Here is an 18,795-nt window from a genome sequence, read left to right as displayed (position 1 = left end):
GAGCGATTTAATGCCATCAATTATATTTTTAGGAACCCCAAATTTTGGTAGTGTTGTGTTAGAGGGATTAGTCCAAGCAGGATATGATATAAAAGCTGTAGTTACTCAACCGGATAAAAAAGTTGGTCGTAAGCAAGTCTTACATGAATCAGAAGTAAAGCAGACTGCCAAAGCTCATAATTTACCAATTTATCAACCAGCAAAATTATCTGGTTCACCAGAACTTGAAGAATTAATTGCCTTAAAGCCTGATTTTATTGTTACAGCTGCGTATGGACAATTTTTACCGACTAAATTTTTAAATTCGGCCAAGATTGCCCCTGTTAATGTTCATGGCTCATTATTACCAAAATATCGTGGAGGAGCTCCAATTCAATATTCAATTATTAATGGTGATGCTGAAACAGGAGTAACCATTATGGAAATGGTTAAAAAGATGGATGCAGGAGTTATGTATGCGCAAGAATCTTTGCCAATTGAAGACGAAGATACTAGTGGAACAATGTTTGCTAAATTAAGCATCTTGGGAAGAGATTTGTTGTTAGAAACTTTACCTAAATTTTTAGATGGAACGCTAGAACAAACTCCTCAAGATGAATCAAAAGTGGTTTTTTCACCAAATATTTCTAAAGAACAAGAACAAATCAAAACTACTTTAACTGCTCAACAAGCAAATAATCTTATTCGTGGACTAAATCCAGATCCTGGTGCTTATTTAATCCTAGACGGAAAAAGAATGAAGGTCTGGAAGGCCAAGGTTAGTGAAGAAACAACTGATTTGCCAGCTGGAAGCTTAGTATCAAATAAAAAACGTTTTGCTTTAGCTTTTGCGAATGGAAGCGTACTTGATTTATTAGAAGTCCAACCAACTGGAAAGAAGAAAATGGGGATTAAAGATTTTGTAAACGGACAAGGAAGTCACTATGAAATTGGAGCAAAAATCATTGAAGACTAGTGCAAGAGCGGTTGCATTAGAAACACTTATTAAAATTTTAAACCAAAAGTCGTATTCAAATATTGCTCTCAATCAAGCACTTAATGATTCAGGTCTTAGTGAAAAAGATAAGGGATTGGCAACCAATATTGTTTATGGCACCATCCAATATAAAATCTTTTTAGAGTATCAGATAAAACCTTTAATCAAAGGTAAGCTAAAGGATAAATTTATGGAGCCTTTACTGTTAATGTCAGCTTATCAGTATTTTTTCTTAAAAAAGGTTCCTACAAATGCGATTTTTGATGAGGCTAATAAATTAGCTAAAAATTTAGTAGGAGAAATTCTGGCGCTTTTAAAATGGTAAATGGGATTCTTCGTTCCTTAGAGCGCCAAGGAAAAATTTTACCTTCTAAAGAAGACACGATAAAATACTTAAGTATTAAAGAGTCTTATCCAGAGTGGATGGTAGAATATTTTGTTAAGGTTTTTGGACTTGAAAAAGCAAAGAAAATTTTAGCTTCTGCTAATCAACCAGCACCCAATAGTATTCGAATGACAGTTGCACCAGAATTCTATGGTGAAATAGAGCAAGAAGTAAAACAAGATGGGTTTAAGTATCAAGTAGCACCTTTAACTGATCATAATCTCCTTTTAAATCATGGCGGTATTGCACAAACGGAGCTTTTTAAAAAGGGAAAAGTGACAATTCAAGATAGTGCAGCTTCATTAGCTGTAGATGCTTTTGATTTTAAAGGTGATGAAAAAGTACTAGATGCCTGCAGTGCACCAGGTGGTAAGACAGTTCAAATTGCAGAAAAACTTACGACAGGTTCAGTTATTGCTTTAGATATTCATGAGCATAAATTAGAATTAATTAAAAAGGCAGCTAAGCGGTTGGGTGTAGCAAATAAAATTACTACTAAAAAGTTAGATGCACGTAAGGCAAGTGAGTATTTTTCTGAGGAAAAATTTGATAAGATTTTAGTAGATGCACCTTGTTCAGGATTAGGATTAATTCGAAGAAAGCCTGAGATTCGGTATGATAAATCATTGAAAGATATCGAAAATTTAAGTAAGATTCAACAGGATATTCTTGATCAAGTTGCTCCTACTTTAAAAAAGGGTGGAGAATTGGTGTATGCTACTTGTACAATTACCACTCAAGAAGATGAAAAAGTAGTTGAAAAATTTTTGCAAAAGCATCCTGATTTTTCTTTAGAACCTATTCAGGTTGGCAATTTGCCAAAGCAAAAAATGGTTAAAATATTGCCTGATGAATATGATAGTGATGGATTTTTTATTGCAAAATTAAAAAAACGAGGGTAGATAAGTTTGATTAAAACAGCATTTGCATCAAGTACAGGTCGAATAAGAGAAACTAATCAAGACTACGTAGATATTTTTAAAAACCATAAAGATGTCATTATGGCAGTAGTTTGCGATGGAATGGGTGGCCATCAGGGTGGCGATGTAGCTTCAACAATGGCAGTAAGTCATTTAGGTCACTCCTTTTCTAAAACTGATTTTGAAGATCCTGAAATCGCTAAAAAATGGTTAAATGTCCAACTAAAGTTAGAGAATGAAGTAATTTTAGAAACCGCAGATCGTTTTTCTGATTTAAATGGCATGGGAACGACAATTGTAGTGGCAATAGCTTTTGCGGAAAAAATTTTAATTGGTCATTTAGGAGATTCACGTGCCTATCTTTATGGAAATGGACAGTTTAAACAAATTACTGAAGACCATTCTTTAGTCAATGAGTTAATTAAAATTGGGGAAATTACTGAACAACAAGCTCGCAGTCATCCACAAAAAAATATTATTACGGAAACTTTAGGAGTATCTAATGGTATTAATCCAGAATTTAATCTCTTAGAAGTTCATGCAGGAGATATTTTTTTGCTTTGTACTGATGGATTGACTAATTCATTAACAGACCCTCAAATTCAACAAATTTTAGCTACTAAAAATCTTACTTTGAAAGAACGTTGCAATCGTTTAATCAATGAAGCAAATCGCCTTGGTGGAGAAGATAATATTACTGTTTGTCTCCTAGCTTACACTGAAAAGGGGGAGGACAAATAGTGATGGATAAAGGCTATCTGCTTGGAGGACGCTATAAAATAATTGCAATTTTAGGCGAAGGTGGAATGGCTAATGTTTATCTAGCAGAAGACATCATTTTAAAGCAAAAAGTTGCTGTCAAAATATTACGTCAAGACTTAAAAAATGATCTGCAAACAATTCAACGTTTTCAAAGAGAAGCAATGTCAACTAGTGAATTATCTCATCCACATATTGTATCTATTTTAGATGTAGGTAGTGAAAATGATGAGCACTACCTGGTGATGGAATATGTGAATGGGGTAGATTTAAAGGAATACATTAAAGAACATAAACCGCTGCCCCTAAAAGAAGTGATTTCAATTATGGATCAGATTTTGGATGCAATGGCACTGGCTCATGATCATAATGTAATTCACCGAGATTTAAAGCCACAAAATATATTAATGGACAAAAATGGCAATATTAAAATTGTGGACTTTGGAATTGCAGTGGCGTTGAATCAAAGTACAATGACCCAAACTAATACTGCAATGGGATCGGTACATTATATGTCTCCTGAACAGGCTAGGGGAGTTTTGGCTACTAAACAATCTGATATTTATTCATTAGGAATAATTTTATATGAATTATTGATGGGGAAAGTACCATTTACTGGAGAAAATGCAGTTGCAATTGCTTTAAAGCATTTTCAAGAAAATACTCCCTCTTTAAGAAAACAAAATCCTCAGATTCCCCAGCCTTTAGAAAACGTAGTTTTAAAAGCAACCGCTAAAGATCCTAAAGATCGTTATAAGTCAGTTTATGAAATGAAAACAGACCTAGATAGCTGTTTAGATCCTGAACGTGCTGGTGAAGAAGTTTTTATAGATAGTCATCGAGCTAATGAAGAAAAGACAATTGTTATTCCAACTCTTTCAGGTTCTGTTCATAATGGAAAAAAGGAAACAAAAGAGGTTATTGAAGAGGAAAATAAAAAACAAAAAATAGTTTTTGGAAAAATGTAGCCTCTCATAAAGTTTGGTGGATTACAGCCATAGTTGCAATGATAGCGATTTTAGCGACGATGTTGCTCGCTTTAAATAGTAAGACTCTGCCAAATGTGCCTGATGTATCTAATATGACTCAAGCGCAAGCAACAAAAAAATTAGAAAAATCAGGGTTGAAAGTTGGTACTGTTAAAAGAAGTTATTCTGCTGGAGTGAAAAAAGGAAGAGTAATTCGAACTATTCCTGGTTCGGGAACATCAATTAGAAGTGGAAAACTTGTCAATTTGATTATTTCAAAGGGACAACATTTAGTATTAGTACCCAATGTGACTGGAAATACTTATGAAGTAGCGGCTGCTCGGTTAAAAAAGGATGGCTTTAAAGTTGAAAAAGATCAAACTTATTCTTACACAACACCGGTAGGAAATGTTATTTCACAAGATATTACACCTGGAGAAAAAATTGATCCAGCAACTACACCAGTTAAACTCCTTATTTCTCAAGGACCACCTCAGCAAGAAAAAGAGAGTTTTAAAATACGTGATTTAACCGGTTATTCTTTAAAGGGAGCACGTGATTACGCTAGTGATAATAATTTAAGGCTAGAGATTAGTGAAATTTATTCTGATACAGCAGAAAAGGGCACGGTTATTAGTCAATCTCCTAAGCAAAATACTACGGTATATCCTGGGGATGAAGTGAAATTAATTGTTTCTAAAGGTAAAGATGAAAATAAAAGTTCTCAAGACTCTCAAAACTCTAGTTCTAAGAGTCAGCAAGAAGTAAAAGTTACCAAAACTTTTTCAATTCCTTATGAAAAAACTAGTAGCTTAGAGGGTGACCATCTTCAAATTTACGTTGAAGATGACAATCACTCCATTAATGATGTTTATAAAGATATTTATATAAAAAAGGATGCAGCCATTTCGATTCCATTTAATTTAAGTAATGGAAACGGAAGAGTAAAAATTGTGCGTGATGGTAAGGAAATTTTAGATGAGGAAGTAAAGAAGTAATGAAAAATGCAACAGGAACAATTGTAGGAGCTATCTCAGGATACTATGATGTAGACATAGATGGAAAAGTCATAAGAACACGCGCAAGAGGAGTATTTAGAGGAAGAAAGCAAAAGCCGCTTGTTGGCGATAAAGTTGAAGTACAGCTAGATGATAAGGGAATGAATTATTTAGTTAAAATTTTTCCCCGAGAAAACGAAATTGGGCGTCCTGCAGTGGCAAACGTTGCACAAGTATTATTAGTTATCTCAGCTATTGAACCAGATTTTTCCACTGAATTATTAGATCGCTATTTAACTTTCTTTTCTTGGCAAGGAGTGGGAGTTGAGATTTATCTTTCTAAAACTGACTTAGTGAGTGAAGAAAAGCTAGCAGAAATTAAACAAGTCTTACGTTATTATCGAGAAATTGGTTATACTGTTTTTACTAGTGCAAAAGAACTTGAAGAAAGACTTCCTAATTTAGTGCAAAAGGATGAAGTATGGACCTTAGCTGGTCAATCAGGTGCAGGAAAGTCCACAATTTTAAATCGTTTAGAAAAAGATGCTAATCAAGAAACTGGAGCAATTTCAACTGCTTTAAATCGAGGTAAGCACACTACAAGAAAAGTTCAACTATTTAATTATGGAGAAGGCCTTTTAGCTGATACTCCAGGATTTTCAGCAGTAGACTTATATAAAATCAAAATAGATCAATTGCCAAATTATTTTTATGAATTTGCGACTGCAAGTAAGGGATGCAAGTTTAGAAGTTGTCAACATATTCATGAGCCAGGTTGTAATGTCAAAAAGCTCGTTGCCGAAGGTTCAATTCGTCAAAGTCGTTATGATGACTATTTAAAAATAAGACATGAAATTGAAGATAATCGAATGCCAGAGTATATGAAGTGAGGTTTGTCATGATAGCACCATCAATTTTAAATGCGAATAATATGAAGTTAGGGGAAGAAATTCAAGAAGCTGCCGATAATGGGATCACGCGTTTTCATCTTGATATTATGGATGGTCATTTTGTGCCCAATTTATCTTATGGTCCTGAATTAGTGTCGGCTTTTAAAAAGGAATTTCCTAAGTTAACTGCTGAAGTACACTTAATGAGTAATAATTTACCAGTAACTATTCCCTTATTTGTAGAAGCAGGGGCAGATTTAATTGAATTTCATCTTGAAGCAACTGATAAAGTAGAAGAATGGTTAGATTATTTACATGCTCATCATGTAAAAGCAGGCTTAGCAATTTCTCCTGAAACTCCAGTAGAAGAACTCCAGCTTTATTTAAATAAAGTTGATCAAATTTTGGTAATGAGTGTTAAGCCAGGATTTGGGGGACAAAGTTTTAATGAAAAAACGCCAGCCAGAGTTAAAAGAATTTATCAGATGATAAAAGAAAATAATCTAGAGATACCAATTGAAGTTGATGGTGGAATTGATGATCAGACCATTAAACAAGTAAAAGAAGCTGGCGCAAAGATTTTTGTAGCAGGTTCTTATATCTTTAAAAAAGGTCCCATTAAGCAACAAATCCAAAAATTAGAAAAGGCAGCTAATTAATGGAAGCAATAGCATTATTAGGAGGTCCCCGAGAGCAATGGCCTCAAAACATTAAAGAGCGATTTGAAAAAGCACGTAAAAAAAATAAATTAATTTTTAGTAGTGACCGGGGAACATTGATTTTAAAACAATGGGGGCTTACTCCTGATGTAGCTGTGGGAGATTTTGATTCAATTAAAAAGAACGAAAAAAAACGTACCCTGGAAAGTATTCCAGATGTACGTTTTTCTAATCCAGTTAAAGATTATACAGATTCAGAACAACTATTAGTAACTGCTCTACAAGAATATCAAGTAGATAATTTAGAAATATATGGGGCAACTGGTGGCAGAATTGATCATTTGCTAGTAAATTTATTTACTTTTTTACACTCACCTTTGCAAGAATATCTCGATAAAGTTAGTTTAGTTGATAAACAGAATATAATTTATTTCTGCAAGACTGGGAAGATGCAGTTTCCTTATCAAGAAGGGTATAACTATATTGGGTTTGGAAATTTAACTCCGGTCGAAGATTTTGAAATTAAAGATGCTCGCTATGAATTAAGTGACTTTTCAAGTAAAGTGCCACAAATGTTCTCATCAAATGAGTTTTTGCGGTCAAAAAAAGCAATTAAAATTTCTCTAAAAAAAGGAATAGTAATTGCTATTTATAGTCGAGATGAGAAAAGATTTTTTAGCTAAGAGGGTATTTGAGAATATCCTCTTATTTTTTATATAAAAAATCCACCAGAATGAAATCTGGTGGACTTTAATCTTCATTATACACGCTTAACTTTACCTGACTTCAAAGCACGTGCAGAAACCCATACACGTTTTGGCTTGCCGTCAACAAGAATGCGAACTTTTTGAAGGTTTGGCTTCCATGAACGCCGCACGGAGTTCAAAGCCTTTGAACGCTTGTTACCAAAGACCGTCTTGCGGCCAGTAATAATGTCTTTTGCCATTTTGCTAAACCCTCCTTTAATTTGTAATTATATCATAGTACTTATTTAATTTATCACAGCTTTAGCTATATTGCAATGTTTTATAGAGTTTTTCTTGAGAAAACTCTTTGGAAAAGACTTAACTATGTTGAACAAGATTGTAGCTATGTTAAAATAAGAACAAGTATATTTATTCTTCAGTAATGGAGGAAAGTAAAATGGCAGTAAAAATTAAAACAAAATTAGGTATGATTGATATTTCAAATAATGTCATTGCTACAGTAGTAGGAGGAGCAGCCACTTCAAACTACGGAGTGGTCGGGATGGCTTCAAAAAATGCACTTCGTGATGGTGCGTTAACTATTTTAAACCATGCTAATTACCGTCGTGGGGTTGTCATTAAATCTAAAGATAACGAAATAATAGTCGATGTATATATTATTGTGGGTTATGGCTTAAAGATTTCTGAAGTAAGTCACAATGTTCAAGATAGTGTAAAGTATAATTTAAAGAACCTATTAGGTATTAATGCAAAATCTGTTAACGTAATTGTACAAGGTGTTAAGATTTTAGATGAATAATCAAAGGGGTTAAGTGATTGTGGTTTTAACAGAAATAAATGGTCAAAATTTTAAGGATATGGTGCGTGCAGCAACCCACCGTTTAAGTAAAAACTCAGAATTTGTTGATAAATTAAATGTTTTTCCAGTGCCAGATGGAGATACTGGTACTAATATGACACTTACAGTTGAAAACGGAGCTAAAGCAGTTAATGAAGATCCAAGTGATGTAGTGGGGAAATTAACTGAAAGTTTAGCTAAAGGAATGTTAATGGGAGCACGTGGTAATTCAGGTGTTATTACTTCCCAATTATTCCGTGGTTTTTATAAAGCTGCAGAAAATAAACAAACACTTTCTGCACAAGATTTAGCAGATGCTTTTTCAAATGGGGTAGCGACTGCGTATAAAGCAGTTATGAAGCCAGTGGAAGGTACTATTTTAACAGTAGCACGTGTTGGTGCTGAAGAAGGTGCAAAAAAGGCAAAAGAAACTGATGATGCAGTTGAAGTAATGAAAGCAGTAGTAGCTGGTGCAAAAAAGGCACTTCAAGAAACTCCTGAAATGTTACCTGTTTTAAAACAAGTTGGTGTAGTTGACTCAGGTGGTCAAGGATTAGTTTTCATCTACCAAGGCTTTTTAGAAGGATTACTTGGAGAAAAGGATTCTGAAGAGTATCAACTTGATAATTTTGAAATGGATGAGTTAATTAACGCAGCTCACCACCAAGCTGAAGCTGCTCAAGTTCAATTATCAACAAGTGATATTGTAAATGGTTACTGTACTGAAATTATGGTAGATTTACAGGCCGAAGTACCTAATAAGAAAAAGTTCGATTTGGATGAATTTAGAAAGCACTTGTCTGAACTAGGTGATTCTCTTTTAGCAGTTTCTGATGGTGAAGTTGCTAAAGTACACGTTCATACTGAACATCCTGGTGAAGTTTTTGCATATGGTAGTCAATTTGGTGAATTAGGTAAAATTAAAATTGATAATATGCGTATCCAACACGAAACTATTGTTGAAAATAACGAAGAACAAGAAGAAGCAGTTGATTTTGCTGTTATTGCAGTAGCTTCAGGACATGGAATTCGAGAATTATTCAAGAGTGAAGGTGTAAATCGAATTATTTCTGGTGGTCAAACTATGAATCCTTCAACTCAAGATATTATTGATGCGATTCAAAAGTCTGGTGCCAAAAAGGCGATTGTTTTACCTAATAACGGAAATATTGTAATGGCAGCTAAACAAGCAGCTGAAGTATGCGATATTCCAGTGGGAATTGTCCCAACAAAAACTATTTCTCAAGGTTTAACCGCGATGCTTTCTTTCAACCCAGAAGCAAGTGTTGAAGAAAATGTTGAAGCTATGTCAGAAGATTTAGATGCAGTAGTTTCTGGAGAAGTAACACGTGCAATTCGTGATACGGAAATTGATGATGTCCAAATTAAGAAAGATGACTATCTAGGAATCATTGATGGAAAGATTAAAGTGGATAATCCAGATTTAATTGCTACTACTGTTGAAATGATTGAGAAAATGCTTGATGAAGATAGTGAAATTATCACAGTTATTTATGGTAGTGATGCTACCAAAAAACAAGCAAATGAAATTGTAGCTCAACTTGAAGCAAAACATGATGAATTAGAATTTGAAATTCATGATGGTGGACAACCAGTTTACTATTTCTTAGTTTCGGTTGAATAAGATGCAACTAAATTATGAAAACTCAGATCTCTTTTTGCCAGTTACCACTTTAAAAGGTGTAGGAGAAAAAACTAAAGAGCAACTTCAGAGCTTAGGTATCAATAGTATTTACGATCTATTGTTCTATTTTCCTTTTCGGTATGAGGCGTTAGATAGCACACCATTACAACAAGCAATTGATGGTCAAAAGATTGTTTTAAAGGGACTAGTGGTAACCGACCCATATGTTAGCCATTTTGGGCGTCATAAAAGTCGTCTTAGTTTTAAACTAAAAATTGATCATGAGATTATCATGGTCAATTTTTTTAATCAGCATTGGTTACAAAAAACAATTAAAACAGGACATGAGATAGCTGTATATGGCAAATATAATGAAGCACGTCAGAGTTTGGGTGGAATCAAAGTTATTGCCAAAAAAGAACATGATTCTTCAATGGCAGCAGTATATGGCGTTAACAAAAATATCAGTCAAAAAAAATTGCAATCATTGATTGATCAAGCGTTGAGTGAATATTTGCCTCAAGTAGATGATATAATTCCAGCCTCCATTAGAAAAAAATATCGATTGCTTGATGATAAAGAACTTGTCTCGCAAATGCATCACCCTAAAACACCCCAACTTGCAAAGTTAGCTAAAAGAAGTGCAGTTTTTAGAGAATTTTTTATCTTTCAAATGCAGGTGGCAGTTTTATCTGAGCAAGAAAGCAAAGGGAAAACAGGAATTAGTAAAAAATATGATTTGCGTGAAATTAGGGAATTGATAAAAAAATTACCTTTTGAGTTGTCAGCAGATCAAAAGAAAGTTGTAAATGAAATATACGCTGATTTACATTCTACTAAGCAGATGAAACGTCTTCTCCAGGGAGATGTAGGGAGTGGAAAAACCATAGTAGCACTTTTTGCTATCTATGCGGCAATTACGGCTGGTTATCAAGTTGCATTAATGGTTCCAACCGAAATTTTGGCCCAACAGCACTTTCACAAGATCGATGAACTCTTGCAGCAGTTTGGAGTTCGCGTCGCCTTACTTACAGGTAGTACTAAAGAAATAGAAAAAAAAGAAATTTATCAAGAACTAGCTGATGGAACAATTAATGTTGTTATTGGAACCCATGCTTTGATTCAACCAATTGTTAAATTTAAGAATTTAGGCTTAGTAATTATTGACGAACAGCATCGGTTTGGGGTAAATCAGCGAAAAGTGTTAATTAATAAAGGAAATAATCCAGATTTGTTGGCAATGACAGCCACCCCTATTCCTCGTACTTTAGCTTTGACAGTATATGGTGAAATGGATGTTTCTGAAATTCGACATCTTCCTGCAGGCCGAAAACCCATTACTTCTCAATGGGTAACAAGTAAAAAAATACCAGAGGTTTATGATCTCATTAATAAGCAATTAGCTCAAGGCTTTCAGGTTTATGCAGTTACTCCTTTAATTCATGAATCTGAAAGTAGTGATTTAAAAAATGCAGAAGAATTACAAGAACAAATTGCCAGACATTTTCCAGATAAAAATGTTGTTTTACTTCATGGACAAATGAGTGGTGAAGAAAAAAATAATATTATGGATAATTTTGTCCAGAAAAAAATTGATATTTTGGTTACTACTAGTGTAATTGAAGTTGGAGTAGATGTTCCAAATGCAAATATGATGGTAATTTATAATGCAGAACGTTTTGGTTTAAGTCAGCTTCATCAGTTGCGTGGTAGAATTGGACGAGGACAAACAGCGAGTTATTGTGTATTTATTAGTGATCCTAAAAATGAAGTTGCTAAAAAGAGAATGAAAATTATTGCCTCAACTAGTGATGGTTTTACCTTGGCACAAGAAGATTTGAAATTACGGGGTGAGGGTGATATTTTTGGAAAGGCTCAGTCTGGATTACCCCAATTTAAATTAGGGGATGTAGTAAATGATTATAATAGCTTGAAAGTTGCTCACGATGAAGCTAAAAATATCATTAAATCTGATCCTTTATTAGAAAATCCAGAATTTATTTTTTTGAGGAAACTGTTAGAATATTTAAATAAGTTACAAATAGATTGAAGTGAAAATTATGAAAAGAATTGCGATTGATGCAATGGGTGGCGAAAATGCCCCTCAAGCAATTATTGAAGCAGTATTACGAGCAAAAAAGGAATTAAAAGATACGCAGTTTATTTTATTTGGAAATGAAGAAGAAATAAAAAAGTATCTTAAAGAAGAAGATTCTCAAATTAAATTGGTGAATACTACTGAAGTAATTGCCGATGATGAGGAACCAGTAAAAGCAATCAGAAGAAAAAAGGATTCATCAATGGTGAGAGCTGCCCAAGCAGTTAAAGAAGGCCAAGCAGATGCAATTCTATCTTTAGGAAATACTGGGGCACTTCTTGCTTGTGGAATTTTTATAATTGGGCGAATCAAGGGAGTTAATCGCCCAGGGTTAATGCCAACCATGCCAAGTAAAAAAGGTGATCAAGGATTTAATATTATCGATGTAGGTGCAAATGCTCAAAGTAAGCCAGAATATTTAGTGCAATGGGCAGAAATGGCTAATTTTTACGCTAAAAAAATTAGAAACGTTAAAAATCCTAAAGTAGCTCTCTTAAATAATGGCGCTGAATATGACAAGGGAGATGCTTTGCATCAAGAAGCTTACAAGCTTTTAAAAGAGACAGATTTAAACTTTATTGGTAATATTGAAGGAAATGAGATTATGACAGGTAAGGCTGATGTAATTGTAACAGACGGCTTTACTGGAAATGCTGCTTTGAAGTCAATTGAAGGTACAGCTAGCGTGATCTTAGGAATGTTAAAAGATGCCTTATTAAATAATGGTACTAAGGCAAAGCTAGGAGCTTTATTAGCAAAACCTGCTTTAAAGGCTTTAAAATCTCGTTTTGATACTGCACGCTATGGTGGAGCAGTTTTATTAGGAGTAAATGCACCAGTTGTCAAAACTCACGGTCGTTCTGATCAGCGACCAATTTATTACACATTGGTACAAATTGATAAAATGTTAGATCAAAATTTGATAGATTTGTTAAAGAAACAATTTAGTCAAGAATAGAGTTTGATATAATAGTTGTAAAACATAAAGGAGGATCTTTATGAGTCAAGAAGAAATTTTTAATAAGATTGCTGATATGATTGCAGATCGTTTTGAAGTAGATCGCTCAACAATTACGATGAATCTTAACTTTCAAAATGATTTGGATGCAGATTCAATTGATTTTGTAGAATTTGTCATGGATTTAGAAGATGCATTTGGTAGTGAAATTCCAGATGAAGATGCTGAAAAATTACAAACTGTTGGTGAAGCAGTTGAATATATTCAAAATCATCAGAGCTAAAGATATAAATTTAGCAATTTTTAAGGTCACCTCTTTTGAGATGACCTTTTTTTATTGAAAGTAATGTATAATTAATTTGACAAAGAAAGGACATATAAATGATTACTGAAGAATTTAAAAAGAATCTCAAAGAAAAATATGGAATTGTTTTTCATAATGAAAAGTTATTAGAAAAAGCTTTTACCCATACATCATATGAAAATGAACATCCTGGGTCAGGAAATTATGAAAAGTTAGAGTTTTTAGGGGATGCAGTTTTAGAACTTGCAGTATCGGATTATTTATATCGTCATTTTCCTAAGTTAAATGAAGGTGAACTAACTCGTTTACGTTCAAATATTGTAAGAACAGAAGGATTTTCTGAATTTGCAAAAGAAGCAGGGTTTGCACAGGCAGTTAATCTGGGTAAGGGTGAAGAAAAATCAGGTGCTCGACAAAGAAAGACGTTGTTAGAAGATATTTTTGAAGCTTTTAATGGTGCTCTATTTTTAGATCAAGGAATGCCTGCAGTTCAACACTTTTTACATTTAACTGTTTATCCATTGATTGCAGAAGGTGATTTTGATGATTCAAGAGATTATAAAACAGAATTGCAAGAACAACTTCAAAAGAATGGCCCAGTTAAAATTAAATACGACGTCATTGCAGAAGATGAAACAAAACCGATGTTCAAAGTACAACTTGTTGTTAATGGAGTAGCTAAAACTCAAGGAATGGGTAGAAATAAAAAAGCAGCCGAGCAACAAGCAGCAATGAAAGAATTAAAAAATATATAAGAGGAAAAGGTGAGAGTTTGCCTTTAGATGCATTAATTATTAACGGCTTTAAATCATTTGCAGATAAGACAACAATTAAGTTTAATTCAGGAATTACTGGAATTGTAGGACCTAATGGAAGTGGAAAAAGTAATATTACAGAGGCAATCCGTTGGGTAATGGGTGAAGGATCAGCTAAATCACTGCGTGGGGAAAATATGAAAGATATTATTTTTGCAGGTAGTCAATTTAGAGCACCATTAAATTCCGCACAAGTAACCTTAATTTTTGATAATCATGATCATCAATTGAATATAAATAATGATGAAGTAAGTATTACGCGTAAGATTCTTCGAAATGGAGATAGTGAATATTTAATTAATAATAATAAAGTTCGTTTGCGTGATATCCGTGATCTTTTTATCGAAATGGGGATGTCTCAGGATAGTTTAGCGATTATCTCTCAAGGTAAAGTGGATCAAATATTGAATTCTAAGCCAGAGGATCGTCGTAGTTTGTTTGAAGAAGCAGCAGGAGTTCTTCACTTTAAGCAACAAAAACAAGCTGCATTAAGAGAATTAGATAAAACAAATGATAACTTAATTCGAATTAATGACTTAGTCAAAGAATTAGAAGATCGTGTTGAGCCATTAGCTGAACAAAGTTCTCTTGCTAAGCAATATAAGTTTCAAAAAAGTCAACTTGATGAAAAAATGAAGCAGTTACTTGCAATTAATTTGAACCAATTAGAACGAAAGCGACAAGAAATTACTAAAGTAGCTGATAAAAATAATAAACTGCTTACGAAACTAGATGAAGAAGTTAAGAAATCTAAAAGTGAGTTAGAAGGTAAAAAAAGCCAATCCAGTCTATTACAAGACAAAAAGGAAACTCAGCAACAGAATGTTTTAAATTTAACTCAAAAAATAGCTGATTTAAACACTCAGTTACAGGTTAAGCAACAATCAAGTAAATATAATGAAGCTACAAAAGCAGAATATAGCTTACAAAAGCAAGAACTTTTAGCAAATAAGAAAAATTTAAAAAATAAAGCTGAAATGTTACAAGTTCAAGCAGTAAACCAAGCTAAAAATTTAGAAAGTTTACAAAGTAAGATTCATCAACTACAGGAGAATTTTTCTGATAATCCTGAGGCTTTAAATAAGCGTTTAGATGATTTACGTAATGATTATATTGAAAACTTACAAGAGCAAGCTAACCTTCATAACGCAGTAATTAATTTACGAAAAGAAAAGGATAGATTAAAAAATAGTTCAGTAGTCGAAAATAAAGAATTAACTTCAAAACTTGCAGAAGCTAACAACCAGTTAGCTAAGTTGGCAGAACATGGCAAGAAACTCCAAAATAAGAAGCAAAGTCTTGAAAAACAAGTTGAAGAGATTAAGAAAGACCAAGTTAAATTTGAGCAGCAACTCAATAACTTAACCAATCGAAAAAATGAGCTATTATCACATTTAAATGAATATCAGGCACAAGTGGATGCTCTTAAACGTCTCCAGCAGCGGCATGAAGGATATTACTTTGGAGTTAAGTATGTTTTAAATCATCTGAGCGATTTTTCAGGGATAGTTGGGGTAATTGGAGAATTAATTACTTTTCCAGAGAAGCTGCAAGCTGCATTGACAACTGCGTTGGGAAGTGGAGTTCAAAATTTAGTTGCTGTTGATCAAGAGAGTGCTCGCTTGGCTATTAGGCGCTTAAAGACTACTCATAGTGGACGAGCAACTTTTTTACCATTAGATGGATTAAGACAACACAAAATCCCAACTTCAACTCTAAAAATTTTAGAAGGACTAGAAGGTTTTCTAGGAGTAGCTAGTGACTTGGTTGCTAGTAATTCAAAACACGATTTAAGGAATGCAATTAACTATCTGCTAGGAAATGTTTTAATTGTGCAGAACTTAGAAGTGGCTTTAAGAGTTCAAAAGCGGATTGGAAATTACTATCGAATTGTGACTTTAGATGGTGATATTATTAGTCCTGGTGGTTCCATGACAGGTGGAGCAAAAAATCAGCGAAATAATTCTCCTCTTGCTACAAACAGCGAAATTGATAAGTTAACTAGGCAAGTAGCAACTATCAAAGAAAAGCTTAAAAAATTATCCCAATCTATTACAGAAATTGATAGTCAGCTTGAAAAAACTAATCAACAAACTATCACTTTTTCAGATGATTTAGGGAAAGTAAGTGAAGCTTACAGTCAAACTAATTTTGAATATCAAAGTCAAAAAAAAGAAGTTAACCGGCTAACCTTGCTTCAAAAACAACAAGATGAAGGGCAAAAATTAAAGGCCCAAGAGTTAGAAAAAATTCAGCTAAATTTAGAGAAAATTAAAAATGACGAGAGTAATATAAGTAAAAAAATTGCTTCTCAAAAACAAGAAATGGCTGATATGAAGCAAAGTCTGGCTGATTTTGATACTGCTTATAATAAATTTCAAAAAGAAATTAGTGATCTAAAAGCGCAATACGCCGTTGAAAAAAATAAACAGGAAAATTTGATTGAGCAACAAAAGCAGTTACAAACACAACTTAAAAATACAGATAAGCAAATTGAAGTTTTGACAGAAAAGATTGATCAATTAGTCCCAGTAGCAGCGGATGTTGTAAAGACACTTAGAAACCAACTGAAACAGTTAGACCAAGATAAGCAAAAAGCTAATGAAAAACTTATTTTGACTAATGAAAATCTTGGAAAATTGACAGCGCAAATTGGAAATTTAGAGTTAATTGCTAATCGTAATTATGAGTTGCGTAAAAATGCAGCTTTAGAGCAAGAGCAAACTTCAGTGGAACAGGCAAAAATTTCTGAAAAGATGAACCATTATTTAACACAACTACGCCAAGATTATGGTTTAACTTATGAAGCAGCAATAAAATTGGTTAAACAGCCTGACAAGGAAGAATACAAGGCACAGTTGGAAAAAGATATTCATCTGCATAAGATGTCACTAGAAGATATTGGTCCTGTTAATTTACAAGCTATTGAAGAGTATGAAGATGTAAAAAGTAGATATGATTTTTTAAATGGACAGCAAGAAGATTTGTTGACAGCTCGGAAAAATATCGAAACTTCAATGAGTCAGTTAGATGATGAAGTTAAGATACGTTTTGAAAAGACCTTTAAAGAGATTTCTAAGAGTTTTGAAAAAATTTTCCCAATGATGTTTGGTGGAGGAAATGCAAGGTTGATGTTGACACAGCCAGATAATTTATTGGAAACGGGAATCGAAATCATTGCTCAACCTCCTGGCAAAAAATTACAAAATTTAAGCTTATTATCAGGAGGAGAAAGAGCTTTAACAGCTATTACACTATTATTTGCGATGCTCCAAGTAAATCCAGTTCCTTTCTGTATTCTAGACGAAGTAGAGGCAGCGTTAGATGAAGCTAATGTTAGTCGTTTTGCTGAATTTTTAAATGAATATGATTTTGCCACTCAATTTATCGTCATTACGCACCGACGTGGTACCATGCAAAAGGCTGATAATCTTTATGGGGTTACTATGCAAGAGTCAGGTGTATCTCAAGTCTTATCCGTATCTTTAAGTGAGTTAAGAGAAGAAGGGGAAAAATAAATGGGACTATTTGATAAAATCAAAAAATCTCTTTTTGGTAAGAAAAAAAGTGAAGAACCAGTATCACAAGAGCCAGAAAATCAAGAATTAAAGTCAGAAACTGTAGAAAGTGAGCAAGAAAACCAATCTGAGACTTCATCTGAAGTAAGTGAAGTTTCTGCAACTAGTGAAGAAGAGAAACCTCAAACTAGTACTTCTCCAGTAGTTGAACAAGAGAGTGAGGATAAGGAAAAAAGTGAAGAAATAGCGCCTCAAGAGAATGCAGAAATTTCTTCAGATACTGAGGAAGAAGCTAGAGAAGAAGAAAAAAGTGAGTCGCCACTAATTTCTGAAGAAACTGCTGCAGCTGATCCAAATGAAGAATCAATAGAAGAGGAGGAAATTGAAGAAAGTACTCCAGCCGAAGAAGATAAAGAAACAGATCAAGAAAAGTATGATCGTGGTTTGAAAAAAACTAACTCTTCTTTTGGGGCAAAACTTAATGCTTTCTTTGCTCGTTTTCGTTCAGTTGATGAAGAATTTTTTGATGAGTTGGAAGATCTGTTAATTGAATCAGATGTTGGCTTTGAAACGGCTGTACAATTAACTGATTCATTAAGGGATGAAGCTAAACTTCAAAAAGCAAAAAGCCACGATGAGTTAAAAGAAGTAATTGTTGAAAAATTAGTGGATATTTATGATAAGGGAGGAGAAGGTAAAAATTCTACTCTTACATATAATCCAGATGCTAAACCAAATGTTTATCTTTTTGTAGGAGTAAATGGCGCTGGAAAAACTACTACAATTGGGAAATTAGCTAAGCGAATAAAAGATTCAGGAAAAACAGTGATGATGGTAGCTGCTGATACTTTTAGAGCAGGTGCTGTTGAGCAGTTAGTTGAATGGGGTAAGCGTGATAACGTTGAAGTAATAACTGGTAAGGAAAAAGCAGATCCTGCTTCTGTGGTTTATGATGGAGTAAAGCAAGCGCAAGAAAAGGGAGTTGATTATCTCTTAGTTGATACTGCAGGACGTTTACAAAATAAAGTAAACTTGATGAATGAGTTAGATAAGATCGAAAGAACAATTAAAAAGATTTTACCTGAACAGCCAGAAGAAGTACTGTTAGTGTTAGATGGTTCGACTGGACAAAATGCATTATTACAGGCTAAGGATTTTGATAAGACGACCAAATTGACCGGCTTAGTCCTTACTAAGTTAGACGGTTCCTCAAAAGGTGGAGTTGTTTTAGCAATTCGCAATGAAATGGATTTACCAGTAAAACTAGTTGGGCTTGGAGAAAAGGTAGATGATTTAGCAGATTTTGATGCTGAAAAATTTGCTATTGGTTTGTTCCAAGGATTAATTTAAGGAGAAA

14 protein-coding genes and 2 pseudogenes are annotated in these 18,795 nt (G+C 33.7%); 15 read left to right on the top strand and 1 reads right to left on the bottom strand.

The features are described 5' to 3' along the window. Positions 1–10 precede the first annotated feature (10 nt). From fmt to FP435_RS05175, 7 genes and pseudogenes are all read left to right on the top strand, one after another. Positions 11–955 (top strand): methionyl-tRNA formyltransferase, encoded by a 945-nt coding sequence (gene fmt / locus FP435_RS05205; RefSeq protein WP_265483089.1) that lies wholly within the window; start codon positions 11–13, stop codon positions 953–955. Beyond that, a pseudogene (gene rsmB / locus FP435_RS05200) lies at positions 924–2,263 on the top strand (16S rRNA (cytosine(967)-C(5))-methyltransferase RsmB). The gene fmt and the pseudogene rsmB overlap by 32 nt, the downstream one beginning before the upstream one ends. Positions 2,264–2,269: 6 nt before the next feature. Further along, positions 2,270–3,022 carry a Stp1/IreP family PP2C-type Ser/Thr phosphatase gene (locus FP435_RS05195; protein WP_265483088.1) on the top strand — a complete coding sequence of 251 codons (753 nt, stop codon included), beginning with the start codon at positions 2,270–2,272 and terminating at the stop codon, positions 3,020–3,022. Continuing rightward, a pseudogene (pknB, locus tag FP435_RS05190) lies at positions 3,022–5,006 on the top strand (Stk1 family PASTA domain-containing Ser/Thr kinase). Before FP435_RS05195 ends, pknB begins: the two are co-directional and overlap by 1 nt. After that, a complete protein-coding gene (gene rsgA, locus FP435_RS05185; RefSeq protein WP_265483086.1) occupies positions 5,006–5,896 on the top strand; it encodes a ribosome small subunit-dependent GTPase A in 891 nt (296 codons plus the stop codon). Before pknB ends, rsgA begins: the two are co-directional and overlap by 1 nt. Before the next feature lie 8 nt (positions 5,897–5,904). After that, positions 5,905–6,555, top strand: a complete 651-nt coding sequence (rpe, locus tag FP435_RS05180; protein ID WP_265483084.1) for a ribulose-phosphate 3-epimerase — start codon at positions 5,905–5,907, stop codon at positions 6,553–6,555. Next, a complete protein-coding gene (locus FP435_RS05175; protein ID WP_265483083.1) occupies positions 6,555–7,238 on the top strand; it encodes a thiamine diphosphokinase in 684 nt (227 codons plus the stop codon). Before rpe ends, FP435_RS05175 begins: the two co-directional genes overlap by 1 nt. Positions 7,239–7,315: 77 nt before the next feature. On the opposite strand, the gene rpmB is transcribed toward FP435_RS05175, so the two are convergent. Continuing rightward, the gene (gene rpmB, locus FP435_RS05170; RefSeq protein WP_004895337.1) at positions 7,316–7,501 is read right to left on the bottom strand and encodes a 50S ribosomal protein L28; all 186 of its coding nucleotides are present in this window, start codon (positions 7,499–7,501) and stop codon (positions 7,316–7,318) included. A 197-nt stretch (positions 7,502–7,698) separates the two neighbouring features. On the opposite strand from rpmB, the gene FP435_RS05165 reads away from it, so the two are divergent. The 8 genes from FP435_RS05165 to ftsY all read left to right on the top strand — a co-directional run bounded on the left by FP435_RS05165 (position 7,699) and on the right by ftsY (position 18,788). Then, a complete protein-coding gene (locus tag FP435_RS05165) occupies positions 7,699–8,061 on the top strand; it encodes an Asp23/Gls24 family envelope stress response protein (protein WP_265483076.1) in 363 nt (120 codons plus the stop codon). A 19-nt stretch (positions 8,062–8,080) separates the two neighbouring features. Further along, positions 8,081–9,745: a DAK2 domain-containing protein gene (locus FP435_RS05160; protein WP_265483075.1), complete on the top strand. Its 1,665-nt coding sequence runs from the start codon at positions 8,081–8,083 to the stop codon at positions 9,743–9,745. Position 9,746: 1 nt separating this feature from the next. Beyond that, a complete protein-coding gene (recG, locus tag FP435_RS05155; RefSeq protein ID WP_265483073.1) occupies positions 9,747–11,795 on the top strand; it encodes an ATP-dependent DNA helicase RecG in 2,049 nt (682 codons plus the stop codon). Between the two features lie 10 nt (positions 11,796–11,805). Then, positions 11,806–12,801: a phosphate acyltransferase PlsX gene (gene plsX, locus FP435_RS05150; RefSeq protein WP_265483071.1), complete on the top strand. Its 996-nt coding sequence runs from the start codon at positions 11,806–11,808 to the stop codon at positions 12,799–12,801. Positions 12,802–12,841: 40 nt separating this feature from the next. Next, complete coding sequence (gene acpP / locus FP435_RS05145) at positions 12,842–13,084, top strand: acyl carrier protein (RefSeq protein WP_265483069.1); 243 nt, start codon at positions 12,842–12,844, stop codon at positions 13,082–13,084. A gap of 98 nt (positions 13,085–13,182) precedes the next feature. After that, complete coding sequence (gene rnc / locus FP435_RS05140) at positions 13,183–13,860, top strand: ribonuclease III (protein ID WP_265483067.1); 678 nt, start codon at positions 13,183–13,185, stop codon at positions 13,858–13,860. Between the two features lie 17 nt (positions 13,861–13,877). Further along, positions 13,878–17,438, top strand: coding sequence for a chromosome segregation protein SMC (gene smc / locus FP435_RS05135; RefSeq protein ID WP_265483066.1), 3,561 nt, complete (start codon positions 13,878–13,880; stop codon positions 17,436–17,438). After that, entirely contained in the window at positions 17,439–18,788 is a 1,350-nt protein-coding gene (ftsY, locus tag FP435_RS05130; protein ID WP_265483064.1) for a signal recognition particle-docking protein FtsY, read from the top strand. Positions 18,789–18,795: the final 7 nt, after the last annotated feature.

This window comes from Lactobacillus sp. PV037 (assembly GCF_014522345.1).
Taxonomy (GTDB): Bacteria; Bacillota; Bacilli; order Lactobacillales; family Lactobacillaceae; genus Lactobacillus.
Note: the sequence above shows the minus strand (reverse complement) of the source record. Positions and strands in the feature narration are given on the sequence as shown.